This window comes from Candidatus Methylacidithermus pantelleriae, assembly GCF_905250085.1.
Lineage (GTDB): Bacteria > Verrucomicrobiota > Verrucomicrobiia > Methylacidiphilales > Methylacidiphilaceae > Methylacidithermus > Methylacidithermus pantelleriae.
Genome location: NZ_CAJNOB010000023.1, coordinates 22,588 through 44,900 on the forward strand (window position 1 = coordinate 22,588; position 22,313 = coordinate 44,900).

Consider the following 22,313-nt stretch of genomic DNA (forward strand, 5'->3'; position numbering starts at 1 on the left):
CACCCGGTCCCTTTCTCTTGTGTCCGTAGAAAGCCACTGGGAGGATGAGATGATCGAGCGTTACAGCCGTGAACCGATGCGCTCTCTTTGGACGGAACAGGCCCGGCTGGAACGCTGGTGGCAGGTTGAGCTTTGCGTGGCTCAGGTTCTAGCAGAACAGGGGGTCATTCCCCAGGAGGACGTCCAGGAGATTGCATCCCGGGCACGCTACACGCTCGAGGAGATCGAGCAAAGGGAAAGAGAGACACGGCACGACGTTCTAGCGTTTGTGGAAGTGGTAGCCCGTTCCGTAGGACCTGCGGGTCGGTGGATCCACTATGGCGTGACTTCTTCAGATATAGTGGACACCGCCCTTGCCTTGCAGCTGCGGGACAGCTTGGAAATTCTCCTCCGGGACGTGCGGGAGATCCGGGAGGTCGTAGGCTTTCAAGCGCGCACCTACGCTTGGACTCCGATGATCGGCCGTACGCACGGTGTCCATGCAGAGCCGATCACCTTAGGGGTCAAATGGGCTCTCTGTTACGACGAGTTTGGTCGGGCAGAAAGGCGCCTGCAATGGGCGAAAGAGGAGGTCTCGGTGGGAAAAATCTCCGGAGCGGTGGGTACCTATGTTCACATCGATCCGGAGGTCGAAAAAAAGGTATGCGAGCGGCTCGGCCTGCGTTACGGAGCTTCCTCCCAGGTGGTGCCGAGGGATCGGCATGCGTTGTGCATGAGTGTCCTTGCGACGGTAGCGAGCACGGTGGAGCGATGGGCGATGGAGCTTCGTCACCTTCATCGGACGGAAGTAAAGGAGGTGCTTGAGTCGTTTGCCCCTGGGCAAAAGGGATCAAGCGCGATGCCTCACAAGCAAAACCCCGTGCGATTGGAAAGGTTGTGTGGGCTAGCGCGCCTTTTGCGAGGATATGCGGTAGCGGCTTGGGAAAATGTTCCCCTATGGCATGAGCGGGATATCAGTCATTCGAGCGTCGAGCGGATCATATTTCCCGACGGGATGATTCTTCTCGATTTTATGCTCGGGGAGTTCGCTAGCTTGGCCCGTACCGTGCGAGTGGATCCTCAGCGGATGAAGGAAAATCTGGAAAGGTCCCAGGGTCGATACGCGTCCGAAGCGTTGCTTTTGGAGCTTGTCCAGCGGGGACTTTCTCGAAAAGAGGCCTATGAGATCGTGCAAAGGGTGGCTTTTACTTCAGATAGTTCCGGACAGCCGTTCTGGTTAGCGGCAAGCCAAGATCCGGTCATGAGCAAATGGTTATCGGAAGCTCAGCTACAAAAGCTTGGTTCGCTTGAGGGGTATCTCCGGCATGTGCCGGCCGTTTTCCAGCGGGCCGGGTTAGAGCTGGAGGGCGAAAATTGTTCCTAGCGATTCTACAGGCAAACCGGAAAAACAAAAAGTCGAAAGCTAGCCTAGAGGAGGCAGAGGAACCTTGAAGATGCGCGTCGTCGTTCTTCCGAAAAAAGAACTTTTGGATCCCCAAGGGGAAGCTATCCAGCGAGCCCTTCACACGCTGGGTTTTTCCGAAATCCGTTCCGTACGGGTCGGCAAATGCATCGAGGTAGAGTTTGCTCAAGGGAACAAGGAGGAGTGCCACAGGAGGCTCCAGCAGGCTTGCCAGGAACTTTTGGTCAACCCGATCATCGAGGAATACGTTTTGGAAGAGCCTATCGCCCAGGCTTAAGCAAGTGCCAAAAAAGAGGCTCTTATGCGATGGGGCATCGTGCGGTTTCCGGGATCCAACTGCGACCGGGATTGTTACTATGCGTTAGGAGCGATTCTTTCCCAGGACGTTTTCTACCTGTGGCATGAAGAGGAAGATCTTCACGGGGCCGATGCAGTCATTTTGCCCGGGGGATTTTCTTACGGAGATTACCTTCGATGCGGCGCAATCGCCCGGTTTTCCCCGATCCTAAAGAGCGTGATTCGGGCGGCCGAAGAAGGGAAGCTTGTCTTAGGGATTTGCAATGGTTTCCAAATCCTTTGTGAAGCCCGCCTTCTCCCAGGCGCCCTCCTTCCCAATGTAGGACTGCGCTTTCGTTGCCGGCCTGTCTGGTTGCGGGTCGAAAATACTCGCACACCCTTTAGCTGTCTTTACTCCCCGGGGGAAGTGATTCGGATGCCGATCGCTCATGGCCAGGGGAGGTATTACGTTGGGCCAGCCCTCTTAGAGGAGCTTCGTGCACAACGGCAGATTCTCTTTCGGTACTGTGCTCCTTCCGGCGAAGTCTCGGAGAGCTGGAATCCCAATGGTTCCGTGGATGCGATTGCGGGGGTTTGCAACGCTTCGGGGAATGTAGCCGGTCTTATGCCTCATCCGGAACGCGCTTGTGAGGAGCTTTTGGGTTCTGAGGACGGGCGCAAGCTTTTCGCTTCCATGATAGAATGGTGGAGACGACAGCCAACCCGTGAAGCTGCCCTCATGGAGAAGGAAGCCCTTTTGGGGGGCGGGCAAACGGTCGGTGGATCTCAAAGTCGGGGTGGGCGGTAAGTTGACTCGTGTTCCGGGCCAAGTGGCCCGTTTGGGCCCGCCGACTTCCCTGATGGTAACGCGTGCGAACACACGCAAGCTATGTGGTCTCCCGGGGCATTGGTATGACGGCTTGTGGGGAGCCGATCCTATTCGTTGTACCGGCCTGCTTTTCGAGGAAAAGGACCGCTAGCATGCGTCCAGAAGAGAAAAAGGTTACTCGAAACTCGTTGATCCCTTTTGCCTTTTCGGGACGCCGTGCGGACAAATCCCAGTCGCGACCGGCGGCTGAAGGTGGTTTTTGACCTTGACTGCCTCACGTACAACGAGCGAAGCAGGTTATGTACCAGGGGGTTCCGAAAGCCGCTTCTCCGGAGCGCCCGTCAAGCGAAGAACCCAAACTCGGGTTTCTCCAAAAGCCTTCTCCCAAGAGATCTGCCAGAGGCTAGGGAGAACGACCTCGTTCCACCGGCAAAATTCCCAAATAAATAGCCCTTGCGGAGAGAGTCGCTGGGCCACCGCCGAAAGGAGCGGTATTTCGTCAACGCGAAGGTGCTTCTTCTGGTAAGGAGGCCCAGCAAAAATGAGGTCGTACCGATTTCCGTCTTTTTGCAGGAAAATTTGGGCAGAAGCCCGAACCACCCTGGCTTGTGCCGCAAAGCCCAGGGATTGGAGATTTCTTTGGATACAGCGAACCGCCTCCGGCTGGGTGTCAACGAAGGTAGCTTCCCTTGCGCCCCGGCTAAGAGCTTCGATCCCGTAGGCTCCGGTGCCTGCAAAAAGGTCCAGCACCTTGGCCTCTGGGATTCGCTCTGCCAGGTGGGAAAAAAGGGCCACTTTTAATCGGGAGGAGGCGGGACGTAAGGTCATTCTGCGGGGAACTTCCAGCAATCGCCCCCGTGCGACGCCGGCAATAATACGGATCGCCATTTTTTGCCGCGTTTGTTGTCCCGGTAGCGAGCATATTGGCACAGAAGTTGGTTTGTGGCTAACGTAATGATTGGTCAATCAAGGTTTCTCTCGTTCTAGACACGCGTGTGTTTTGGGGGCACGTTCCTCCCGGCCCAACCGTGATCGAGCCTGTTTGTATCATTTTTAACCCGGCCGCCCGGGGCCAGAAGGCAGGCCGGCTGTACCGGAGGCTTCAAACGATAGCGCCGGAGGCGCAAATCTATTGCACGGAAAAGACAGGTGACGCTCGCTCTTTAGCAAAGCTTGCCGTTGAGGAGGGGTACCCCCTCATCGTGGCTGCCGGCGGAGACGGTACTGTCAATGAGGTGGTTAACGGCGTTGCCGGTAACCCGGTGGTGCTCGGTGTCCTTCCCCTAGGCACTGTAAACGTGGTAGCCTGGGAGCTTGGGATTCCTCGCCAGCTAGAGGTCGCTTGGAAGGTAGTCCGCCAAGGAACCACGCGGAGGCTTGACCTGGGGAGAGCCAACGGGCGGTATTTCGTCCAAATGTTTGGAGCTGGCCTGGACGCTCAGGCTCTGCAGAGAACATCGGCGCCCTTTCGTCGCACCTTCGGCCCTGCGAGCTACGTGGTGCACGCGATTAGGATTTCCCTGGAGCGACGCTGCCCAACCCTGGTTATCGAATCCTGTGGCCGGGTGAGAGGGCAAGGTGCTTTCCTTCTTGTGGGAAACGGGCGGTTCTACGGAGGGCCCTTCCGGGTTTTTCCCACCGCTCGGCCCGACGATGGCGTTCTGGATGTCTGCCTTTTTGAGAAGGCGGATTTTTGGCCGCTTTTGCGATATGCCTCTGGCGTGCTGAGCGGGCGCCATCCTCACGTGCGCGGGGTCTCCTATTTCCCGTGCAGGGATCTTCGGGTGGCCAGTCACGGGGAAGTCCCCTATCAAGTGGATGGGGAGGTGGCGGGGAGTTTGCCGTGCCGCGTGGAGGTACTCCCCTCGTCTCTCCAGGTCCGTGTGGGCGCGCGATAGCGAGAAAAGAGAAAAGCGGAGGAATTCGTGGGCTCCTTGGAGCTATCGGGGGGCAAAGCGAAAGAGACTTTACCTTTGGTCATTTTCTCCCCTCCGTTCTTCTCCCGGCGCGGTTGGACTCGCGGGTTTTTACGGCAAAAATCCGTCACGGGAGCTCTTCTGGCGCTGTCGTGGGTGACCCCCACCTAGGGGAGAAAGACCGGCGATGCCCGGGGCGGTTCTTTGTGGGACTCTCCTTGGGACTGGGCTGTCTGGAAGCTTGTGGCCCTGGGCTTGAGGAAAGAGAACCCTGCACGTCAAGGGCTATTTTTTTCCCCTTCGAAGGATCCGGCTTTTGTTGGGGGTGGACGAGGAGGGCTCCCTCAGCCCACTTGCCTAGCCCACTTGCGGTGCCGGTAAAGCAACAGGGAAAACTTGGCCTTTTCCCTTAAAAGGGAGCCTTGAGCGGGGTGCTCTCAAAGTCCGCAACAAAGAGCGCCGGGCAAAACCCCTTGCGAAATCTTTTAGTTCTGGCATTACTCTTAATCTGCTCCGGGCAGTACGGGGCAAAAAAAGAAGGAGTCGTAACTCAAGGAACGGCTATGCCTACCATCAACCAGCTGGTACGCAAGGGGAGGGAGAAGCTCTTAAAAAGGACGCGTTCTCCGGCTCTGGACGGCTGTCCCCAGAGGCGAGGGGTTTGTATCCAGGTCATGACCCGGACCCCGAAAAAGCCCAATTCGGCCCTTCGCAAGGTGGCCAAGGTGCGCCTGACCAATGGGAAGGAAGTCATTGCCTATATTCCTGGCGAGGGACACAACCTCCAGGAGCATTCGATTGTGCTCGTTCGCGGGGGCCGAGTGAAGGACCTTCCGGGTGTCCGGTACCACATCGTTCGTGGGGCACTGGACGCTGCTGGGGCAGTGGGTCCTAGTAATACCAATAAGATGAACCGGATGGTTTCACGAAGTAAATACGGTGTGAAAAGGCCAAAGGAAAAAGCTCAAGCGCTGGCTGCGGAAGGGAAAAAGAAGAAGTGAGGCCGGGAGGTTTGGTGAGAACCCTTCGTTTTCCAGAAAAAAAGATTTCTTGACGAAAAGAAGGGAAAAGAAGCGGATCGAAGCAAGTGGGCGAGAAGCGAATGTTTTGGGTAGAGGGGTAGAGGATGGCTCGACGACATAGAGCAGAAAAGCGTGTGTTACTCCCCGATCCACGATACGGGTCGGTGCTGGTTACCCGTTTGATTAACACGGTCATGCGGGAGGGGAAAAAACCCAAGGCGGAAAAGATCGTTTACTACGCCATTGAACGGGCCAACGAGGGCCGAAAGGAAGCCGATCCTTTAGAGATTTTGGAAAAAGCGATCGACAATGTTAAGCCCAAGCTGGAGTGCAAGTCCCGCCGGGTGGGTGGGGCAACCTACCAGGTTCCTGTCGAGGTCCCTCCGGACCGGCAGGTCTCCTTGGCCTTGAGATGGATTGTGGGGTTTGCTAAGCGGAAGAAGGGCTTGCCCATGCGCGAGGCTCTTGCTCAGGAGCTGAAGGATGCAGCGCTGGGGACGGGAAATGCGGTGCGCCGGCGTGATGAGGTCCACCGGATGGCCCATGCCAATCGCGCGTTTGCGCACTTGAGATTCTAGGAAAGGGAGAGAATGGTAAGGAGAAGGAAGGGTAAGGTAAGTTAGGGAGAGAAGTTATGGCTACCGCAACCGAAGCAGAGATCCAGTTTTCTCAAAAAAATTCTCCAAAACGGCCGTATCCGTTGGAGCGGACGCGCAATATCGGGATTTGTGCCCACATTGATGCAGGAAAGACGACCCTAACGGAGCGGATCTTGTTTTACACGGGAACGATCCACCGGATGGGAGAGGTTCATGAGGGGACGACGGTCACGGATTGGATGGAGCAGGAACGGGAACGAGGGATCACCATCACATCGGCGGCCATTACGTGCTTTTGGCCCGAGAAACCGGAAGGGGATCTCGTGAAGGTGTTCCCCGGAGAAAAGTTTCGTATCAATATCATCGACACCCCCGGTCATGTGGACTTCACGGCGGAGGTGGAACGCTCGCTTCGGGTTCTCGATGGCGCCATTGCGGTATTTTGCGGGGTCGCGGGTGTTCAGCCCCAGTCGGAGACCGTTTGGCGACAAGCCAATAAGTATAAGGTTCCGCGAATTGCGTTCATTAACAAAATGGACCGGGTTGGGGCGGATTTTGATCGTGCCGTTCGGGAGATTCGGGAACGCTTAGGGGCCAATGCGTGGCCCGTGCTTCTGCCCTTGGGGAAGGAGGATCGATTCCGCGGGCAAATCGATGTGATTAACCAGCGAGCCATTGTCTATTCGGATCACGACCGGTTGGGTTCCACCTACGAAATTTCGGAAATTCCAGAAGAGCTTCGTAAGGAAGCCCAGATCGCGCGCAGGGAGCTCATTGAGGCTTTGGCTGAGCTGGATGACGAAATGGCCAGTCTTTATCTGGAAGAAAAGGATCCGACCCCGCTCCAGATAAAACTCGCCATTCGGAGGCTGACGGTCCGGAACCAGTTTGTTCCCGTGGTAGCGGGATCGGCCTTTCGCAACAAGGGGGTCCAGAGTCTTTTGGATGCGATTGTTGATTACCTGCCCAGCCCGTTAGACATTGATCCGGCGCGGGGCCAGCATCCGGAAACGGGGGAAGAGGTTTGTGTGTATCCGGATGATCGTGGGCCGTTTTGTGGGATTGCCTTTAAGATATGGACGGATCCCTTTGTTGGGAAGCTGGTTTACTGCCGGGTGTATAGCGGGCATTTGGAGCGGGGGGATACGGTCTACAATCCCCGGACTCGAAAACGGGAACGAGTTTCCCGGATTCTGCAGACGCAAGCGGATAAGCGTGAGGATATTGCGGAAATTTTTTCGGGCGATATCGCTGCTTTGGTTGGGGTGCGGGAGGTGACCACGGGCGATACCCTGGTGGAAGAGAACTTTGAGGTGATTCTCGAGCCGCCGAGTTTCCCGGAGCCGGTTCTTTCGATGGCGGTGGAACCGAAAACCAAAGCGGACCGAGAAAAGATGGTGGCAGGGCTTCAGCGCCTGATGGAGGAAGATCCGACGTTCCGGGTGGGGACGGATGAGGAAACTGGAGAGGTGATCATTTCTGGGATGGGAGAGCTGCACCTGGAGATTATCCGGGATCGACTCCTTCGGGAGTTCGGTGTTCCGACCAACGCGGGAGCTCCTCAAATTGCTTACCGGGAAACGATTACCCGAAAATCGGGAGGGGAAGGCAAGCTCATCAAGCAAACGGGTGGTCGTGGGCAGTATGGGCATGTGATTTTGGAAGTGGAGCCTTTGCCGCGGGGCAAAGGAATTGAAATGGAAAGCAAGGTGGTGGGGGGAAATATTCCCAAGGAATATATCCCGGCTTGCTACAAGGGGATTCAAGAGGCGCTGCAATCAGGGGTCGTTCTTGGGAGTCCGGTAACGGATCTTAAGGTTACCATCCTGGACGGTTCCTACCACGAGGTGGATTCGAGCGAGTTGGCCTTTAAGATGGCGGCCATCTTTGCGGTGAAAGACGCGTTAAAGAAAGCCAGCCCGATCGTTTTGGAACCGATTATGAAGGTAGAGGTGACCACACCGAACGAGTTTCAAGGTGATATTTTGGGCGATTTAACGCGTCGAAGGGGTCGGATTTTGCATGTTGAAACCAAGCCGACCGGGTCGGTGATTTTGGCTGAGGTTCCCTTGGCCGAAATGTTCGGGTATGTGAACGACCTGCGTTCCATGTCCAAGGGAAGAGCGTCCTATTCGATGGAACCCTGTCGGTTTGAAGAGGTTCCTGCGTCGATCGTGGCGGCACTGACCAAACAGGGAAAGGGTTAAGAGGCGGCAAAAAAGGTTTCTCGGGGTAAGCTTGCCAGGTCATGGGTCGGCAAAGGGAAGGATAAGGAAAAAGAAACGATGGCACCAGCTACGCGGATTCGGATTCGGCTCAAATCGTTTGATCACCGGTTGTTGGATCGAGCGGCGGCGGAGATTGCCGAAACGGCTCGGCGGACTGGTTCTGCGGTCTCAGGGCCAATCCCGTTGCCGACTCGAATTGAGCGGTTTACGGTGAACCGCTCGCCGCATGTCGATAAAAAAAGCATGGACCAGTTTGAGATCCGAACCCACAAGCGTTTGATCGATATTATCGAGCCGACGGCACGGACGGTGGACGAGTTAAAGAAGCTCAACCTTCCGGCCGGGGTCGATATCCGCGTAAGGGTGTAAGGGGTAGGACGGGAAGGAGTCATGGTCGTGGGAATTTATGGGCGAAAAGTGGGGATGACCCAGCTCTATGACGCGGAGGGGAGGCTTTTGCCTGTGACCGTCATTCGAGCGGAGCCGAACGTGGTGGTGACCGTCCGAACTCCGGATAAGGACGGGTACTGGGCGTTGCAGGTGGGGTTGGAGCGGACCACCCCGAAACGATTAACGAAGCCCGAGCGCGGACATCTGGAAAAACGGGGGCTGCCCATGTTCCGGTACCTGCGGGAGATTCGGCTGCCGGGCTCTGTCTCCTGCCAGGTGGGCGAGGCACTGACGGTGGCCCAGTTTCGCCCCGGGCAATGGGTCGACGTTATCGGAATTTCGAAAGGCAAAGGATTTCAGGGAGTCATGAAGAAGCACCATTTTGCGGGGCAGGGAGCGGCCCACGGGTCAAAGATGCACCGGCGGGTAGGAGCCGTCGGCCAGCGTTCTACGCCGGGCAGAATCTTTAAGAACCAGGGTATGCCGGGCCGGTTGGGAGGGGATCGAGTGACGGTCCAGAACCTGGTCGTGGCAGGGGTATGGCCGGAGGATCACTTATTAGCCGTGCGGGGAGCGGTGCCGGGGCCTGTGGGAGGGATGGTGCTGGTACGGCCCGCGGTCAAACGGGGAGCCAGTGCGGCTCTTGCCGCACCAGCCGAAGCGAGGTGAGGAGCCAGTGAGCGCTATCCGACTGGATCTTGCTGAGGCAGAAACCCTTACCGGGGTGCGGCTCATCCGGGATGGTTCTGCGACGCAGGCTCTGCATGACGCCATTGTTGCGTACCAGGCAAATCGGCGTCAGGGAACCCGTGCTACCAAGACGAAGGGAACCGTGAAAAAGTCCGGAAGAAAGCCTTGGGCGCAGAAGGGAACCGGCCGTGCCCGGGCTGGGTACGTTTCTTCCCCGATCTGGCGAGGGGGCGGAGTTGTGTTTGGCCCGCAGCCGCGGGAGTTTGACCAGAGGTTACCGAAAAAGGTGCGAAGGCTGGCTCTAGTCAAAGCGTTTTCGGAAAGGGTGAAAGAGGGAGCGGTTTGGATGCTGGAAGAAGAGATCCGGCTGGAGGAACCCAAAACGAAAAAGCTCGTTGGATTTCTTTCGACGCTAGGGGTGAAGCTGCCGGCTCTTTTGATCGTCAAGGAGCCAGATCGGAACCTTTTGCTGGCGGCAAGAAATCACCCGGAGCTTCTGGTCTGCACGAGCCGCCGGGCCAACGCGGAGGACCTTTTGACAACGGAAACGATTGTGATCACGCGTGCGGCGTTGGAAGAGATGGGGACTCGACTGGGGGCGCGAGCGTCATGAGAGATGTTTACCAGATTATTCTTTCTCCAAGGATTACCGAAAAGGGGACCTTCCTTTCCGAGAAGCAAAACCAGTACGTCTTTGAAGTTGCTAGGGACGCTAACAAGATTGAGATCCGCAAGGCTGTAGAGAAGATTTGGAAAAAGAAGGTGGTCAAAGTGCGGACCCTGGCGACCCATCCCAAAAAATATCGTTCTCGCTGGGGGAAGTACACGTACGGGCCCAAAGTGAAGAAAGCCATCGTTACCCTGGCCGAAGGGGAAAAGCTTGACTTTGGCGTTTAAGCGAAAGTGCTCTATCTTGTAGACCACTATGGGAACCAAACGATTTCGCCCGATTACTCCCTCGCTGCGTTTCGCGGAACTGCCCGATTTTGAGGAGATTACGCGGGCAGAGTATGAGGAATCGTTGACGGAACCGCTCAAAAAAAAGGGCGGGCGCAACTGTTATGGCAGGATCACGGCTCGTCATCGTGGGGGAGGGCACAAGCAGAGGTATCGGCGGATCGATTTTAAGCGTGACAAACGCGGAGTCGACGGGGTGGTTGAGTCCATTGAATACGATCCGGTGCGCTCGGCTCGAATTGCTCTGGTTCGCTATGAGGATGGCGAAAAGCGCTATGTGATCGCCCCGGTGGGGCTGTCGGTTGGAAGCCGGATTCGCAATGGCCCCGACGCTGAGCCGGCTCTTGGCAACGCGTTACCGCTGCAAAAAATTCCTCCAGGCACCCCGATCCATAATGTGGAACTTTTGCCGGGAAGGGGAGCGCAGATTGCACGGGCGGCAGGCACAAGCGCTACGCTGTTGGGTTTTGATGCGGAGTACGCTTTGGTGCGGCTTCCGTCTGGGGAGGTCCGAAAGATCCATGGCTTGTGCTATGCGGTGATCGGGCAAGTGGGCAACCCGGATCACTTGAACGTATCCCTGGGGAAAGCAGGGAGGCGGCGGTGGATGGGTTGGCGACCTCGTGTCCGCGGGGTGGCTATGAACCCGGTCGATCATCCCCAAGGAGGGGGGCAGGGCAAAAGTAAAGGTGGAGGGGGTTGGCAGCAGCTGGAATCCCCGTGGGGACAGCTGGCCAAGGGTTTGAAGACGCGCCGGAAAAATAAGCCGTCGAACCGGTTCATTGTGGAGCGTCGCCCGAAGAAGAAAAAGAAAAAGTGACCGAATGGTAGGGGGACCGGAGGGTTGCCGGGCTGGGGTGCCTGGTGATCCTTCCCGGAAGGCGGGAAGCTGGCCGGAGAATGGATAGGGTCGGATGGCTTTGGGAGGTGAAAGGATATGAGTCGGAGTCTGAAAAAAGGCCCTTTTGTCGATCTTCACCTGTTAGAGAAGGTGGAGAAACTCAACCGGCAGGGAATCAAAAAGCCCATCAAAACCTGGTCCCGCCGTTCGATGATCATCCCGGATTTTGTCGGTCATACCTTTCTGGTGCATAATGGAAAAATCTTTCACCCGGTCTATGTGACTGAGAACATGGTGGGACACCGGTTGGGAGAGTTTTCTCCCACCCGGAACTTTCGCAAGCATGGGGCGCATACCGAGAAGGCCGTTCGGTAGGTCCTTGGGCGAGTTTGCCTGACGAAAGGGAGGATGGTTCCAGATGGAAGTACGCGCGGAGAGTCGGTATTGCCGCATTTCGGCGCAGAAGGCGCAGGAGGTAGCTCGGGTCATTCACGGGATGCCAGCGGTGCGGGCGCTGGAGGTGTTGCCTCATTTCCCGAAAAAAGCGGCCCGTCTTCTTTATAAGACGCTTCACTCTGCGGTCGCCAATGCGGAAAATAATTATAATCTCCGGCGGGAGAAGCTTGTCATTAAGGAGGCCGTTGTGGGAACGGGGCCCAGCCTGAAGCGGTATCAGCCCAAGGCCCGTGGAATGGCTGGGCCGATCCGGAAACGGACAAGTCACATTCGCATCGTGCTGGTGGAAAGTTCCCCCAGCTGACAAGAGGACCAGATATGGGACAGAAAGCAAATCCGATCGGGCAGCGCCTAGCCGTCAACCGGAACTGGCGGTCGATCTGGTATGCCGAGAAAAAGGATTATGTGGCCTTCCTTTTGGAAGACTACCAGATCCGTCGCTTCATCAAGAAGAAATTGGCCAATGCGGCGGTTTCCAAGGTGGTCATTGAGCGGGCAGGAAATCGGGTGCGGATCAATATTCACACGGCGAGGCCGGGACTGGTCATTGGGCGGAAAGCGGCGGAGTTGGACCGGTTGCGGGAAGAGATCCGGGAAATGCTTCAAAAGGATCGGGAGGTTTTGATTGATGTCAAGGAGGTTCGGCAGCCGGAATTGGAGGCGCAGCTGGTGGCCGAAAATATTGCGCTTCAGCTGGAGCGGAGGATTTCTCACCGCAGGGCCATGAAGAAAGCGGTGCAGGCGGCCATGGCGGCGGGGGCGGCTGGGATCCGGATCCGGGTGGCGGGTCGGCTTGGGGGAGCGGAGATCGCCCGGGCCGAGAGGTATCAAGAGGGGACGGTCCCCTTGCACACGCTGCGGGCGGATATTGATTACGGGTTTGCCGAAGCTTTGACCACCGCAGGCAAGATTGGGGTGAAAGTGTGGATTTGTCGAAGAACGGAAAGTCTGGGTCTTTCCCCATCGTAGGCCGTTAGCAGGAGGGATGGGAAAATGGCGCTTTTACCAAGACGGGTTAAGTATCGGAAAGCCCAGCGAGGAAGCCGGAAGGGAAACGCCTGGCGTGGGGTTTCGGTGGCCTTCGGTTCCTATGGGCTTCAGACGCTGGAACGCGCTTGGATTACCAGCGCGCAGATTGAAGCGGCTCGGATTGCAATCACGCGCCACGTGCGTCGCAGGGGGAAGCTGTGGATCCGGATCTTTCCGGACAAACCGGTGACCCAGCGGCCGCCGGAAACGCGGATGGGAAAGGGGAAGGGGCAACCAGCGTTTTGGGTAGCTGTGGTACGCCCCGGTAATGTTCTGTTTGAGCTGGACGGGCTTCCCGAATCGGTCGCAAGGGAATGTTTTCGATTGGCGGCTGGGAAACTCCCCGTCAAAACCCGGTTTGTCGTGCGAGAACAGCCCGTGCGGGTGTTGTAAGGAGCCATGAAGAAAACGAGCGAGATCCGAGGACTGTCCCACGAGGAGTTGCAAAGGATGCTTCAGGAAGCCCGGCAGGAGCTTTTTCACTTAAAGATTCAGAAGCGGACAGGAGGAGTGGAAAAGCCCAGCCGTTTTCGAGAATTGCGCCGGTTGGTGGCGCGGATCCAGACTGTCTTGGCCGAACAAAGACAAGGGCAGCGCTTGTCCGGGGCCAGAAAATAGGGGAAAACGATGAGTCAGGTACCCGTAGAAGAAAAACCAACGCCAGAGAGAATTCTCCGTAAGGAGCGAGTCGGGAGGGTGGTCTCGGCCAAAATGGACAAGACGGTTGTGGTCCTGGTGGAGCGGCGTGTGCCCCACCCAAGATACAAGAAGATTGTGACCAAACGGAAAAGGCTTTACGCCCACAATGAGGGCAACCGGGCCAAGGAAGGGGATTGGGTCAAGGTCCGGGAAACGCGCCCGCTCAGCCGCTTGAAACGGTGGGAAGTTGTGGAAATTCTTAGGAAGGAAGAGCCCAGGATCGAGGAGGTGACACCATGATTCAGATGAGATCTTGGGTAGAAGTTGCGGACAACACGGGAGCCAAATGGGGCACCATGATTGGGGTGATAGGGAAAAAGAGCCGGTATGCTCGGGTAGGGGATCTCATAACGATCACGGTCAAGGAGGCGGCTCCGGATGGTGCGGTGAAAAAGAGTGAAGTGGTCCGGGCGGTGGTCGTCCGCACGAAACACCCGATTCGCCGGGAGGATGGATCGTATCTGCGGTTTGACAGTAATGCGGTCGTAATCGTTGATAAAGATCTTAACCCGCGAGGAACGCGGATTTTTGGGCCGGTGGCCCGGGAATTGCGCCAGAAGAATTTTATGAAGATTCTCTCCCTGGCGCCGGAGGTTGTATGAGGGGACGTTTTCCTCGCCAGCCGAAGGTTCCTCAACGAAGTTTTCACGTGAAGAAAGGGGATGTGGTCGTCGTCATTTCCGGGGCAGAGAAAGGGAAGCAGGGGAAGGTGTTGGAGGTCCAGCGGAAGTGGAATCGGGTCGTCGTAGAAGGGGTTCGCATGCTGAAAAAGGCGGTGCGACCTTCCGCGGAAAACCCCAAAGGGGGATTTGTGGAAAAGGAGGCACCCATTCACATTTCCAACGTGATGCTCGTTGCGGAATACGAGCGACGCAAAAACAAACGGCAAGCGGCCCCAAGCGGAACGTAGGTTTTCGTTACGATGGGAGAAAAATCTGTGTTACAGGAAAAATGGATTCAAGAAGTCCGGCCAGGACTCCTGGCGACAGGGAAATACTGCAATCTGCACGAGGTTCCCAAGCTCGAAAAGATTGTGATTAATTGCTGTGTGGGTTCCGCTGCGGATCCCAAGGTGGCCGTGGAGGAGGCGATCCGGCAGCTGAGTTTGATCACCGGGCAACGGCCCATCCGGACGGTGGCTCGAAAAAGTATTTCGAATTTTAAGTTACGGAAAGGCCAGCCGATTGGTTGTAAGGTTACCCTTCGAGGGAGGAGGATGTTTGAATTTTTAGAGCGGCTGTTATGGGCGGCCTTGCCCAGGGTGAGAGACTTTCGAGGACTTTCCCCGCGTTCCTTTGACGGGAGGGGGAACTATACATTTGGGATCGAAGATCCCACCGTTTTTCCCGAAGTTGAGCTAGAGGAAACCAAGCGTAGCTTGGGTTTTGATATTACGATTGTGACGACGGCGCGAACGGATGCCGAGGCAAAGGAACTTTTGGCGAGGCTGGGAATTCCGTTTGCGGATATGAAAAAGCCAGAGGTCGTAGCAGCCTAGCTGGTTAAGGCAGCCAGGCCAAGAACCGTGAGGAAAAGACGCTTTTATGGCGACCAAAGCATGGAGAGTTAAGCAGCAAAGGACTCCGAAATTCCGAGTGCGAAAGTATAACCGGTGTGCGATTACGGGACGGCGCAGGGCCTATATGCGTCGGTTCGGGATTAGCCGGATCCAGTTCCGGGAGATGGCTTCTTGGGGAGAACTCCCTGGCGTAACCAAAGCGAGCTGGTAGGTTAGGACGAAGGTGTGTATGAGTTCGGATCCCTTGGCAGATTTTCTTTCGAGTCTTTCCAATGCCTCGCGGGCGGGAAAGCGGGAGCTTGTCGCTCCCTACTCTCGGTTAAAGAGGGATGTCGCGCAAGTGCTCAAGGAGGAAGGATATATTGAGCAAGTGGAGGTGATTTACCAAGACGATAAGCCTTTTGTTCGGGTGGTGCTGAAACCACCCGGAGTGATCACCAAAATCCAGCGAGTAAGCAAGCCTGGATTGCGCCGGTATGTAGGAGCCCAGTGCATCCCTCGGGTCCTGGGGGGAATGGGAATCTGTATCCTTTCCACTTCCAAGGGGGTCATGGCTGGCCACAAAGCGAAGCGTTTGCGCGTCGGCGGAGAGCTTTTAGCGATGGTTTACTAAAGGTAACCAATAACGGCTATGTCTCGCATCGGTCGAAAACCTATTCCGATTCCTCAGGGGGTACGCGTGGTTGTTGAGGGCAAAAAGGTCCAGGTGGTGGGGCCGAAGGGGGAGCTCGCCCACGAGCTTCCTCCTTTTCTGGAGGCCCGTGTGGAGGATGGCTCGTTGCGGCTGGAAAACCATGGACAAGAACGAGAGCACAAGGCTTTCTATGGTCTTCACCGGAGCCTTCTGGCCAATGCGGTCCAGGGGGTGTTCCAGGGTTTCCGGAAGGAATTGGAGATTCAGGGGATCGGGTTCCGAGCTTCTCTGCAGGGCCGGAAACTGGAACTCAATCTCGGATTTTCCCATCCCATTTCTTTTCCGATCCCTGACGGGATTCAAGTTACGGTTCGCGAAGGAACCCAGATTGTGATTGAAGGAATCGACAAACAGCGAGTCGGTGAGGTGGCAGCTTCCCTCCGGCGGTTGTATCCCCCGGAGCCGTACAAGGGGAAGGGGATCCGTTACGTCGGAGAGGTTATCCGTCGCAAGGAAGGGAAGACGGCTCAGAGCAAGTGAACTCTCCTACCATCGAGCTTTCTCAAGACCTGGCCATGATCCGGGTGAAATCCAGGAAAGAGGCGAGGCACCGGAGGCACCTTCGGGTGCGGAAGAAGGTGAACGGGACGCCCGATCGTCCTAGGCTTTGCGTGTGTTTTACGGGGCGGCACATTTACGCCCAATTGATCGATGATACAGCGGGGCGAACTCTGGCGAGCGTGATGACTACGGAAAAAGAGCTGGCGGAGCAGCCCTTGCGACCTAACCAGGCTTCGGCTGCGGTGGTAGGACGTATCCTGGCCGAGCGAGCGCTTGCGAAAAACATTCGCCAGGTGGTCTTTGACCGTGGGGGATATCGGTATCACGGAAAGGTGAAAGCTTTGGCCGATGCGGCGCGGGCCGCGGGGCTCGTGTTCTAAACGTTTCCTATGGGACGATCATCGGAAGAGGTTTTTCTTGCTTAAGCACGAAACTTATGGAAACCGAAGAAAAAAAAGTGGCAGAGGAAGGGGTTATCCAGGAAGATCCTGTCGTGTTGGAGGAGGAAACGGCCGCGGCTGCGGGTCGGCGAGTCGTTCTTCCCAAGCGCTTGGATCGGCACCTTGTGGGATCTTCTGAGGCAGAGCTCTGCGATAAGGTGGTGCACATCAATCGATGTGCCAAGGTGGTCAAAGGGGGGCGCCGATATAGTTTCGGAGCCCTTGTGGTGGTGGGAGATCGCATGGGAAAGGTGGGTGTTGGTTTTGGAAAGGCCAATGAGGTGGTAGAGGCTGTCCGGAAGGCCACGGAATCGGCACGAAAGAACATGGAGGAAATTGTCCTTGATGGCCACACGATTCCCCATGAGGTGTGCGGCGAGTTTGATGGCGGGAAGGTGCTGTTAAAGCCGGCCTCTCCGGGGACTGGGATTATTGCGGGAGCGGCTGTGCGAGCGGTTGTAGAAGTCGCAGGGATCCGGGATGTTTTGACGAAATCGCTTGGTTCGAGTAATCCCTATAACGTGGTCAAGGCGACCCTGGAAGCTTTGCGGCAACTAAAGTCGAGGGAAACGGTGGAGAGGCTGCGGGGGAAACCGTTAGGCCGGTCCATGGCGAGGGACCGCAATTTGGGTGAGGCCCTTCGGGCCTAAAGGAAAGCCCAAGGGGTTGGGGAACGCAGGCTCTCTCCAGGCAAAGGCCTGGCGCTTTTGGGGAGCGGTGTTAGGGAAGGAGACAATTTCATGAGGCTTCACGAGGTACGACCCAGACCGGGTGCGAAACATCGGGTCAAACGCGTGGGCTGCGGGGAAAGCTCGGGTCACGGGAAAACCTCGGGTCGGGGAACCAAGGGCCAGAAAGCCCGTTCGGGAGGGAGTATCCGGCCAGGTTTTGAGGGTGGGCAGATGCCCCTGATCCGGCGGATTCCGAAGCGGGGATTTAACCATCGCGCCTTTCAGACCCGTTATGCACCAGTTAACGTGGGAGCTCTCGAGAGGCTTTCGGAAGAGGTGATTGACGAAGAGGTCCTCCGGAAGGTGGGGCTGGTCAAGGGACGTTGGGACGGAGTAAAAATTTTGGGGGGCGGTGAGATTCATCGAAGAATCGTCGTTCGAGTGCAAGCTGTGAGCCAGGCGGCAAAGGCCAAGATCGAACAAGCCGGGGGAAAAGTCGAAACGGTGCCAAAGAGAGCTAGCTAGCCCCATAGAAAAGGAGCGCCCTGGGTTTTCCTTCGTTGCCCAGACGAGAGTGAAGGAAACAGTGAAAGCCCACAGTTTATGGCTCCATTCCCTAGGGGTTGGGATGGGCAAAAAAAAGAAATGATTAGCGCCTTCGTCAACGCTTTTAAAATTGCCGAGCTGCGGCAAAGGCTTCTTTTTACTTTGGCCCTGATCGTCGTCATCCGTATCGGCTCTGCAATTCCCACCCCGGGGGTCAACCCCCACGTCCTTGGGGAATACTTTGCGACGGTAATCGACCAGCAAGCTCAGGGGTCTGTGGTGGGGATGCTCAATCTTTTTAGTGGCGGCGCTTTGGAAAACTGCGCGGTTTTTTCCCTAAGCGTCATGCCCTACATTAGCGCGAGCATCATGATGCAACTTTTGACGGTGGTTGTCCCGAGTCTTGGGAAGATGGCGCGAGAAGAAGGAGGGAGACAGAAAATTACCCAGTACGCGCGAGTGTTAACCGTCTTTCTTTGCCTCTTTCAAGGCTACCTCCTTTCGGTAGGTTTTGAAAATCCGGAAACGATCCCTCTTCTCCACGGGATTAGCGGGGTGATCGAACGGCTGGGGGTTCCTCTGGTGGCCGAGCCCGGATGGAGCTTTCGCTTGACCACGATGATTTCGCTTACCGCAGGCACCATGCTCCTCATGTGGCTGGGGGAACAGATTACGGATAGGGGAATTGGTAACGGGGTATCCCTTATTATCACTGTGGGTATACTGGCACGATTGCCTGCGGCTTTGGTTCAAGCCTGGGGAAAGCTCGTTTCGCCTTCGGCGGCGACGGCTGCTAGTCCGTTTCTTTTAGTTCTTTTGCTTGTTTTTCTCTTTGGAGTTATCGCGGCCACCGTCGCCATGACGCAAGCCATGCGCAAGGTGACCGTGCAGTATGCGAAACAAGTGCGCGGAACTCGCGTTTACGGGGGCCAAACCACCTTTATCCCCCTCAAGGTGAACTATGCAGGAGTCATGCCCATCATTTTTGCGCAGGCCCTTCTTTTGTTCCCCTCGACGATGGTAGGGTTTCTTTTTCCCCGATCGCGGATAGCAGCGGCCTTAGCTACGTCGCTTTCAGGAGGATGGCTTCACTACACCTTGACCATCTTGCTTGTTTTCTTTTTCTCTTTCTTCTGGGTAGCGACTCAATTCAACCCGGTTCAAATTGCAGAGGACCTAAAGAAGCACGGCGGCTTTATTCCGGGGATTCGCCCAGGCCAGCCGACGGCCGAGTTTCTGGATCATGCGATGACCCGGTTGACACTGGCCGGAGCGGTGTTTCTTTCTGCTCTGGCGGTCTTACCTATGGTCGTTCAGAGGACACTTGGCATCCCCGCCATTACCGCGCAGTTTTTTGGAGGAACAAGCTTGCTCATTGTGGTCGGTGTGATTCTTGATACGATGCGCCAAGCGGAAACCTATCTTTTACAACGGCATTACGATGGCTTTCTTCGTAAGGGCCGGCTTCGCGGCCGCTCCATGGCCCCCGTGGGAGGAACCGGCGCCACGGTCCGAGAAGGGGTTCTAGTGTGGCTCTACGCTTTTATTGGACTTTTGGTGATCGCCGGGATCACGATCTCTTTGGCCAAACGTTAGGGATAAGGCCCGGATCTTCCGGAAGCCTTCCAACCTGCAGCTTGCGCATGCTCCTCGGCACGGTAGGAACTTCGCACCAGCGGGCCTGCAGCAACCGAGCGGAATCCCAGCTCAAATGCGATCGCCCGCCACTGTTCAAACTCCGACGGCGGAACCCACCGGTGAATCGGGCGGTGGGAAGGCGAAGGTTGCAGGTATTGCCCGAGGGTGAGGATGTCAACAGGAATGGCAGCAAGTTCTTCCAGGCATTGCCGGATCTCCTCTTGGGTTTCTCCAATCCCCAGCATCAGTCCCGTCTTAGTAAGAAAGCCGGCTTCCCGGGCTTGTCGAAGCACCTGGAGCGAGCGGTTAAAACGAGCCTGAGGACGGATGGCTCTTTGTAGCCGTGGAACCGTCTCGACATTGTGAGCCACGACATCTGGGCAAGCAGCGAGAACCGTCTCCAAAGCTTCTGGGCGACCCCGGAAGTCGGGTACCAGCACCTCAATTCCCATGGCGGGGTTCACCCTGCGGACTTCTCGGATGGTTCGAGCCCAATGCGCAGCTCCCCCGTCCGGGAGATCATCCCGGGCAACAGAAGTAATGACTGCATATCGGAGACCCATGGCTCGTAGAGCAACGGCAACACGCAGGGGCTCATTGGGGTCCGGAGGGGCCGGCTTTCCTGTCGCGACCGCGCAGAAACGGCAACTGCGGGTACAGGTCTCTCCGAGAATCATGATCGTGGCAGCCCCTTTCCCCCAGCACTCGCCAATATTGGGGCAGCAGGCGCTCTCGCAAACCGTGTGGAGTTTAAGAAGCGAAAGCGTTTTCTTTAACTGGAGGTAAGTTGCTCCGCCAGGGGCACGAACCCGTAACCACGGGGGCTTTCGCTTGACCGATACCGAGACCTCTTCGGATAGTACCGCCATAAGAGAAAATAAGGGAAAGGGCCAAAGCGGGCGAGTCGAGAAGAAAAAAAGCGAGATTCTTTGTGGAGAATGTTTTCTTGGGCCTGGCAAGCAAACGTGACCTAAGTATGTTGCAGGCTCGATCTCGCGGTGAATATCCTCATTACAGGAGGACCGGCCTACGAACCTTTGGACGAGGTCCGGACTCTAACGAATTGTGCTACGGGAAAAACCGCAGTCACTCTTGCCAAGCATTTTTTGAAGAAGGGGCACAAAGTCTGGATCTTTCTTGGGACTCTGTCCAAGTATTCGTTGTCGAGCCAGACAAACCTTGTGGTGGAACGCTTCGGCACCAATGAAGAATTGGCTCGTCTGTTAGAGGCTGCGGCCAAAGAATCTTCCGTTGAGGCCGTGTTCCACACGGCGGCTCTTTGCGATTTCCGGGTAGGCCAGATTTGGAACCAGAAGGGTGAGCCTGTACCTCATCGTCTGAAATTGCCGAGCCAGGCGGTCTACCATGTCGAGCTTGTCCCGTTGCCGAAGGTGATCAACCGGTTGGCGGACTGGTTTCCCGGGGCCATGCGGGTGGGATGGAAATTCGAAGTTACGGGAGATCGGGTAAGTAGTCTCCAGCGTGCAGTCCAGCAGGTGGTCGAGACCCGGAGTCACTTCTGTGTGCTAAACGGGCGAGGATATGGAGAGGGGTACGGGGTTGTCGGGCCTGAAGGTTTGCGTCGACATGCGAGGGATGTGCAAGCCCTGGCTGAGATTCTCGAGGATTTTTTGATCCACTGGGGGAGACCGGAGGATGCCATTGGAAACCAGGATCCAGAAAGGAAGCCGTCTTGCTAGGGGTTAGGCTCTCCCTTTTTCGAAGCCCAACTCTCAAAGAGGCACGGGGCAAAAAAAGCAGGGCCGGCGCAAAGTCGTTGGATTTTCTCGTAAGGAACTGAGCTGGTATCCGCAAAAACGACGCACCGGGGTCCAAAAAGTGACCTTTTTTGCTGTGTTTCGGTAGTGGGCCCAAAGGAGATCCCGTAGGCAGGAGAAAAAAGATTGGACTCGTTGCCTGCTTCCGCCACCAGCGCCGCTCCTGGGAGAAGCCGTCCAGGATTTGCGCCCCTTCCGCTCCCTGTCATTCTCAAGGGCGGCATTGGCGCACCCGTGCATCGATCTTTCCTGCAACTGGTCGCGTCGTCTTGAGGACGTCACTCATTTCTCCGGTCTTACGTTGTATGAGTCAACGGTTCTCTTTGAGCCGCCTCTTTTTGACATCAACCATAGGGAAGAGTCTCTTTTGCAAAGAGGATGGGGGAGAGAACTCGTTTGCCTGTGACAGCCAATAGCTTCAAGATTATCCAAGAGAGTGATCTTTCGGCGTAGGTCGATGCACCGAGACGCGAGCCGGCTCTGTTTGGGGCTTTCCTTTGGGTTTTTTCTTTTGCTTTTGACCATAGGGTTCTTGCAGGCTCAGGTGACGATCGCCGTCTTGGCCCTTGTCAAGAATAGCGACCGTTACGACGGGCAGATCGTTACGGTGATGGGAACGGTTACCGGCTATCGGGAGCGCACCTCCCGCGCAGGGAACCCGTACACCACATTCCGTTTGGAGGATGCGGGAGCGTCGGTGCTCGTTTTTGCGTGGAAACACCAGGGACTTCGGAACGGTCAGCGAGTGCAAGTCACCGGTAAGTTCCTCAAAACCAAGCGCGTGGGACGGTACACCTTTTACAACGAGATCGAGGCCCAGCGAATTGTGGCTGCGGCGCAAGCCAGGCTAAGTCTCCCGGGGGAACCTTTCTTTACGGATGTGATCTTTTGGCCACCTCTGGGCCTCTATCCTTCGGGGATAACCCCGCCCCAAGAGCAGCTCCCTTCGACTGGGCTTATCCTCAGGCGTTCCGGTAGAGAGTAGAACCCTGTACGTGCGATCGCCATTGGTTACGGCATGGTAACCCCGTCATCGCTACGTGGGAGCGAAAAGGGGGCTGCAAGCGGATCCTTTTTAGGAGCGCACGATTGGTTGGCAGAGCTCCGTGCAGAGGGGGAAGGATTCTCGTTTGCGAGAAGCGACCGGAAGGCGGGTAGCATGGTGCGCCAAGGCCATCTTACAGGTAAGATA

The 22,313-nt window shown here is 56.4% G+C and carries 33 protein-coding genes; 31 read left to right on the forward strand and 2 right to left on the reverse strand.

Annotated features, from left to right (window positions below):
• The first annotated feature begins 49 nt into the window (after positions 1-49).
• From purB to purQ, 3 genes are all read left to right on the forward strand, one after another.
• A complete protein-coding gene (gene purB, locus KK925_RS06175; RefSeq protein ID WP_174582145.1) occupies positions 50-1,363 on the forward strand; it encodes an adenylosuccinate lyase in 1,314 nt (437 codons plus the stop codon).
• A gap of 70 nt (positions 1,364-1,433) precedes the next feature.
• Positions 1,434-1,679 carry a phosphoribosylformylglycinamidine synthase subunit PurS gene (purS, locus tag KK925_RS06180; RefSeq protein WP_174582035.1) on the forward strand — a complete coding sequence of 82 codons (246 nt, stop codon included), beginning with the start codon at positions 1,434-1,436 and terminating at the stop codon, positions 1,677-1,679.
• A 24-nt stretch (positions 1,680-1,703) separates the two neighbouring features.
• The gene (purQ, locus tag KK925_RS06185) at positions 1,704-2,486 is read left to right on the forward strand and encodes a phosphoribosylformylglycinamidine synthase subunit PurQ (RefSeq protein ID WP_174582036.1); all 783 of its coding nucleotides are present in this window, start codon (positions 1,704-1,706) and stop codon (positions 2,484-2,486) included.
• Between the two features lie 318 nt (positions 2,487-2,804).
• Here purQ and rsmD read toward each other — a convergent pair whose 3' ends face one another.
• Complete coding sequence (gene rsmD / locus KK925_RS06190; RefSeq protein ID WP_174582037.1) at positions 2,805-3,395, reverse strand: 16S rRNA (guanine(966)-N(2))-methyltransferase RsmD; 591 nt, start codon at positions 3,393-3,395, stop codon at positions 2,805-2,807.
• A gap of 140 nt (positions 3,396-3,535) precedes the next feature.
• Here rsmD and KK925_RS06195 point away from each other — a divergent pair, with 140 nt between their 5' ends.
• From KK925_RS06195 to secY, 25 genes are all read left to right on the forward strand, one after another.
• A complete protein-coding gene (locus tag KK925_RS06195; RefSeq protein ID WP_214096352.1) occupies positions 3,536-4,405 on the forward strand; it encodes a diacylglycerol/lipid kinase family protein in 870 nt (289 codons plus the stop codon).
• 581 nt (positions 4,406-4,986) lie between these two features.
• The gene (rpsL, locus tag KK925_RS06200; protein ID WP_174582147.1) at positions 4,987-5,424 is read left to right on the forward strand and encodes a 30S ribosomal protein S12; all 438 of its coding nucleotides are present in this window, start codon (positions 4,987-4,989) and stop codon (positions 5,422-5,424) included.
• Between the two features lie 125 nt (positions 5,425-5,549).
• On the forward strand, positions 5,550-6,023 hold the full coding sequence (gene rpsG, locus KK925_RS06205; protein ID WP_174582038.1) for a 30S ribosomal protein S7: 474 nt from the start codon (positions 5,550-5,552) through the stop codon (positions 6,021-6,023).
• Between the two features lie 56 nt (positions 6,024-6,079).
• On the forward strand, positions 6,080-8,251 hold the full coding sequence (gene fusA / locus KK925_RS06210) for an elongation factor G (protein WP_174582039.1): 2,172 nt from the start codon (positions 6,080-6,082) through the stop codon (positions 8,249-8,251).
• 78 nt (positions 8,252-8,329) lie between these two features.
• Positions 8,330-8,641, forward strand: a complete 312-nt coding sequence (gene rpsJ / locus KK925_RS06215; protein WP_174582040.1) for a 30S ribosomal protein S10 — start codon at positions 8,330-8,332, stop codon at positions 8,639-8,641.
• Between the two features lie 21 nt (positions 8,642-8,662).
• Positions 8,663-9,331, forward strand: a complete 669-nt coding sequence (rplC, locus tag KK925_RS06220; RefSeq protein ID WP_174582041.1) for a 50S ribosomal protein L3 — start codon at positions 8,663-8,665, stop codon at positions 9,329-9,331.
• Between the two features lie 7 nt (positions 9,332-9,338).
• The gene (rplD, locus tag KK925_RS06225) at positions 9,339-9,965 is read left to right on the forward strand and encodes a 50S ribosomal protein L4 (protein ID WP_214096353.1); all 627 of its coding nucleotides are present in this window, start codon (positions 9,339-9,341) and stop codon (positions 9,963-9,965) included.
• Positions 9,962-10,249: a 50S ribosomal protein L23 gene (rplW, locus tag KK925_RS06230; RefSeq protein WP_174582042.1), complete on the forward strand. Its 288-nt coding sequence runs from the start codon at positions 9,962-9,964 to the stop codon at positions 10,247-10,249. The genes rplD and rplW overlap by 4 nt, the downstream gene beginning before the upstream one ends.
• A 28-nt stretch (positions 10,250-10,277) precedes the next feature.
• Entirely contained in the window at positions 10,278-11,129 is an 852-nt protein-coding gene (rplB, locus tag KK925_RS06235; RefSeq protein ID WP_174582043.1) for a 50S ribosomal protein L2, read from the forward strand.
• Positions 11,130-11,246: 117 nt separating this feature from the next.
• Positions 11,247-11,525, forward strand: coding sequence for a 30S ribosomal protein S19 (rpsS, locus tag KK925_RS06240; RefSeq protein WP_174582044.1), 279 nt, complete (start codon positions 11,247-11,249; stop codon positions 11,523-11,525).
• Between the two features lie 43 nt (positions 11,526-11,568).
• Positions 11,569-11,910: a 50S ribosomal protein L22 gene (gene rplV, locus KK925_RS06245; RefSeq protein WP_174582045.1), complete on the forward strand. Its 342-nt coding sequence runs from the start codon at positions 11,569-11,571 to the stop codon at positions 11,908-11,910.
• 14 nt (positions 11,911-11,924) lie between these two features.
• Complete coding sequence (gene rpsC, locus KK925_RS06250; RefSeq protein ID WP_174582046.1) at positions 11,925-12,575, forward strand: 30S ribosomal protein S3; 651 nt, start codon at positions 11,925-11,927, stop codon at positions 12,573-12,575.
• A gap of 24 nt (positions 12,576-12,599) precedes the next feature.
• Positions 12,600-13,028 (forward strand): 50S ribosomal protein L16, encoded by a 429-nt coding sequence (rplP, locus tag KK925_RS06255; RefSeq protein WP_174582047.1) that lies wholly within the window; start codon positions 12,600-12,602, stop codon positions 13,026-13,028.
• A gap of 6 nt (positions 13,029-13,034) precedes the next feature.
• On the forward strand, positions 13,035-13,253 hold the full coding sequence (gene rpmC / locus KK925_RS06260; protein ID WP_174582048.1) for a 50S ribosomal protein L29: 219 nt from the start codon (positions 13,035-13,037) through the stop codon (positions 13,251-13,253).
• Positions 13,254-13,262: 9 nt separating this feature from the next.
• Positions 13,263-13,574, forward strand: coding sequence for a 30S ribosomal protein S17 (gene rpsQ / locus KK925_RS06265; protein WP_174582049.1), 312 nt, complete (start codon positions 13,263-13,265; stop codon positions 13,572-13,574).
• Positions 13,571-13,936 carry a 50S ribosomal protein L14 gene (rplN, locus tag KK925_RS06270; RefSeq protein WP_174582050.1) on the forward strand — a complete coding sequence of 122 codons (366 nt, stop codon included), beginning with the start codon at positions 13,571-13,573 and terminating at the stop codon, positions 13,934-13,936. Before rpsQ ends, rplN begins: the two co-directional genes overlap by 4 nt.
• On the forward strand, positions 13,933-14,244 hold the full coding sequence (gene rplX / locus KK925_RS06275) for a 50S ribosomal protein L24 (protein WP_174582051.1): 312 nt from the start codon (positions 13,933-13,935) through the stop codon (positions 14,242-14,244). Before rplN ends, rplX begins: the two co-directional genes overlap by 4 nt.
• Before the next feature lie 12 nt (positions 14,245-14,256).
• Positions 14,257-14,832 carry a 50S ribosomal protein L5 gene (gene rplE, locus KK925_RS06280; protein ID WP_174582052.1) on the forward strand — a complete coding sequence of 192 codons (576 nt, stop codon included), beginning with the start codon at positions 14,257-14,259 and terminating at the stop codon, positions 14,830-14,832.
• A gap of 46 nt (positions 14,833-14,878) precedes the next feature.
• A complete protein-coding gene (locus tag KK925_RS06285) occupies positions 14,879-15,064 on the forward strand; it encodes a type Z 30S ribosomal protein S14 (protein ID WP_174582053.1) in 186 nt (61 codons plus the stop codon).
• Between the two features lie 18 nt (positions 15,065-15,082).
• Positions 15,083-15,466 (forward strand): 30S ribosomal protein S8, encoded by a 384-nt coding sequence (gene rpsH, locus KK925_RS06290; protein ID WP_174582054.1) that lies wholly within the window; start codon positions 15,083-15,085, stop codon positions 15,464-15,466.
• Positions 15,467-15,484: 18 nt separating this feature from the next.
• Complete coding sequence (gene rplF, locus KK925_RS06295; protein ID WP_174582055.1) at positions 15,485-16,027, forward strand: 50S ribosomal protein L6; 543 nt, start codon at positions 15,485-15,487, stop codon at positions 16,025-16,027.
• Positions 16,028-16,062: 35 nt separating this feature from the next.
• The gene (gene rplR, locus KK925_RS06300) at positions 16,063-16,428 is read left to right on the forward strand and encodes a 50S ribosomal protein L18 (RefSeq protein WP_174582149.1); all 366 of its coding nucleotides are present in this window, start codon (positions 16,063-16,065) and stop codon (positions 16,426-16,428) included.
• 56 nt (positions 16,429-16,484) lie between these two features.
• Complete coding sequence (gene rpsE / locus KK925_RS06305) at positions 16,485-17,138, forward strand: 30S ribosomal protein S5 (protein WP_174582056.1); 654 nt, start codon at positions 16,485-16,487, stop codon at positions 17,136-17,138.
• 90 nt (positions 17,139-17,228) lie between these two features.
• Positions 17,229-17,684 (forward strand): 50S ribosomal protein L15, encoded by a 456-nt coding sequence (gene rplO / locus KK925_RS06310; RefSeq protein WP_174582057.1) that lies wholly within the window; start codon positions 17,229-17,231, stop codon positions 17,682-17,684.
• Positions 17,685-17,804: 120 nt separating this feature from the next.
• Positions 17,805-19,301: a preprotein translocase subunit SecY gene (gene secY / locus KK925_RS06315; RefSeq protein WP_174582150.1), complete on the forward strand. Its 1,497-nt coding sequence runs from the start codon at positions 17,805-17,807 to the stop codon at positions 19,299-19,301.
• On the opposite strand, the gene lipA is transcribed toward secY, so the two are convergent.
• Positions 19,298-20,212: a lipoyl synthase gene (gene lipA, locus KK925_RS06320; RefSeq protein WP_174582058.1), complete on the reverse strand. Its 915-nt coding sequence runs from the start codon at positions 20,210-20,212 to the stop codon at positions 19,298-19,300. The two genes, secY and lipA, sit on opposite strands and share 4 nt — an antisense overlap.
• Positions 20,213-20,341: 129 nt before the next feature.
• Here lipA and KK925_RS06325 point away from each other — a divergent pair, with 129 nt between their 5' ends.
• The 3 genes from KK925_RS06325 to KK925_RS06335 all read left to right on the forward strand — a co-directional run bounded on the left by KK925_RS06325 (position 20,342) and on the right by KK925_RS06335 (position 22,106).
• Positions 20,342-21,043 (forward strand): phosphopantothenoylcysteine decarboxylase domain-containing protein, encoded by a 702-nt coding sequence (locus KK925_RS06325; protein WP_174582059.1) that lies wholly within the window; start codon positions 20,342-20,344, stop codon positions 21,041-21,043.
• Positions 21,044-21,344: 301 nt separating this feature from the next.
• Positions 21,345-21,527 carry a hypothetical protein gene (locus KK925_RS06330; protein ID WP_174582060.1) on the forward strand — a complete coding sequence of 61 codons (183 nt, stop codon included), beginning with the start codon at positions 21,345-21,347 and terminating at the stop codon, positions 21,525-21,527.
• Between the two features lie 51 nt (positions 21,528-21,578).
• A complete protein-coding gene (locus tag KK925_RS06335; RefSeq protein WP_174582061.1) occupies positions 21,579-22,106 on the forward strand; it encodes an OB-fold nucleic acid binding domain-containing protein in 528 nt (175 codons plus the stop codon).
• The last annotated feature ends 207 nt before the right edge of the window (positions 22,107-22,313 follow it).

Coding starts and splice junctions, on each gene's coding strand:
- rpsE (WP_174582056.1), top strand. CDS start 16,485: ATGGAAACCGAAGAAAAAAAAGTGGCAGAGGAAGGGGTTATCCAGGAA.
- rplC (WP_174582041.1), top strand. CDS start 8,663: ATGGTCGTGGGAATTTATGGGCGAAAAGTGGGGATGACCCAGCTCTAT.
- rpsS (WP_174582044.1), top strand. CDS start 11,247: ATGAGTCGGAGTCTGAAAAAAGGCCCTTTTGTCGATCTTCACCTGTTA.
- fusA (WP_174582039.1), top strand. CDS start 6,080: ATGGCTACCGCAACCGAAGCAGAGATCCAGTTTTCTCAAAAAAATTCT.
- rpmC (WP_174582048.1), top strand. CDS start 13,035: ATGAAGAAAACGAGCGAGATCCGAGGACTGTCCCACGAGGAGTTGCAA.
- rsmD (WP_174582037.1), bottom strand. CDS start 3,395: ATGGCGATCCGTATTATTGCCGGCGTCGCACGGGGGCGATTGCTGGAA.
- KK925_RS06335 (WP_174582061.1), top strand. CDS start 21,579: ATGCACCGAGACGCGAGCCGGCTCTGTTTGGGGCTTTCCTTTGGGTTT.
- rplF (WP_174582055.1), top strand. CDS start 15,485: ATGTCTCGCATCGGTCGAAAACCTATTCCGATTCCTCAGGGGGTACGC.
- purS (WP_174582035.1), top strand. CDS start 1,434: ATGCGCGTCGTCGTTCTTCCGAAAAAAGAACTTTTGGATCCCCAAGGG.
- rpsL (WP_174582147.1), top strand. CDS start 4,987: ATGCCTACCATCAACCAGCTGGTACGCAAGGGGAGGGAGAAGCTCTTA.
- rplV (WP_174582045.1), top strand. CDS start 11,569: ATGGAAGTACGCGCGGAGAGTCGGTATTGCCGCATTTCGGCGCAGAAG.
- rpsC (WP_174582046.1), top strand. CDS start 11,925: ATGGGACAGAAAGCAAATCCGATCGGGCAGCGCCTAGCCGTCAACCGG.
- rplE (WP_174582052.1), top strand. CDS start 14,257: ATGGGAGAAAAATCTGTGTTACAGGAAAAATGGATTCAAGAAGTCCGG.
- rplP (WP_174582047.1), top strand. CDS start 12,600: ATGGCGCTTTTACCAAGACGGGTTAAGTATCGGAAAGCCCAGCGAGGA.
- rpsJ (WP_174582040.1), top strand. CDS start 8,330: ATGGCACCAGCTACGCGGATTCGGATTCGGCTCAAATCGTTTGATCAC.
- KK925_RS06285 (WP_174582053.1), top strand. CDS start 14,879: ATGGCGACCAAAGCATGGAGAGTTAAGCAGCAAAGGACTCCGAAATTC.
- rplW (WP_174582042.1), top strand. CDS start 9,962: ATGAGAGATGTTTACCAGATTATTCTTTCTCCAAGGATTACCGAAAAG.
- rpsH (WP_174582054.1), top strand. CDS start 15,083: ATGAGTTCGGATCCCTTGGCAGATTTTCTTTCGAGTCTTTCCAATGCC.
- rplX (WP_174582051.1), top strand. CDS start 13,933: ATGAGGGGACGTTTTCCTCGCCAGCCGAAGGTTCCTCAACGAAGTTTT.
- lipA (WP_174582058.1), bottom strand. CDS start 20,212: ATGGCGGTACTATCCGAAGAGGTCTCGGTATCGGTCAAGCGAAAGCCC.
- rplB (WP_174582043.1), top strand. CDS start 10,278: ATGGGAACCAAACGATTTCGCCCGATTACTCCCTCGCTGCGTTTCGCG.
- rpsQ (WP_174582049.1), top strand. CDS start 13,263: ATGAGTCAGGTACCCGTAGAAGAAAAACCAACGCCAGAGAGAATTCTC.
- secY (WP_174582150.1), top strand. CDS start 17,805: ATGATTAGCGCCTTCGTCAACGCTTTTAAAATTGCCGAGCTGCGGCAA.
- purB (WP_174582145.1), top strand. CDS start 50: ATGATCGAGCGTTACAGCCGTGAACCGATGCGCTCTCTTTGGACGGAA.
- purQ (WP_174582036.1), top strand. CDS start 1,704: ATGCGATGGGGCATCGTGCGGTTTCCGGGATCCAACTGCGACCGGGAT.
- rplO (WP_174582057.1), top strand. CDS start 17,229: ATGAGGCTTCACGAGGTACGACCCAGACCGGGTGCGAAACATCGGGTC.
- rplR (WP_174582149.1), top strand. CDS start 16,063: ATGATCCGGGTGAAATCCAGGAAAGAGGCGAGGCACCGGAGGCACCTT.
- rplN (WP_174582050.1), top strand. CDS start 13,571: ATGATTCAGATGAGATCTTGGGTAGAAGTTGCGGACAACACGGGAGCC.
- rpsG (WP_174582038.1), top strand. CDS start 5,550: ATGGCTCGACGACATAGAGCAGAAAAGCGTGTGTTACTCCCCGATCCA.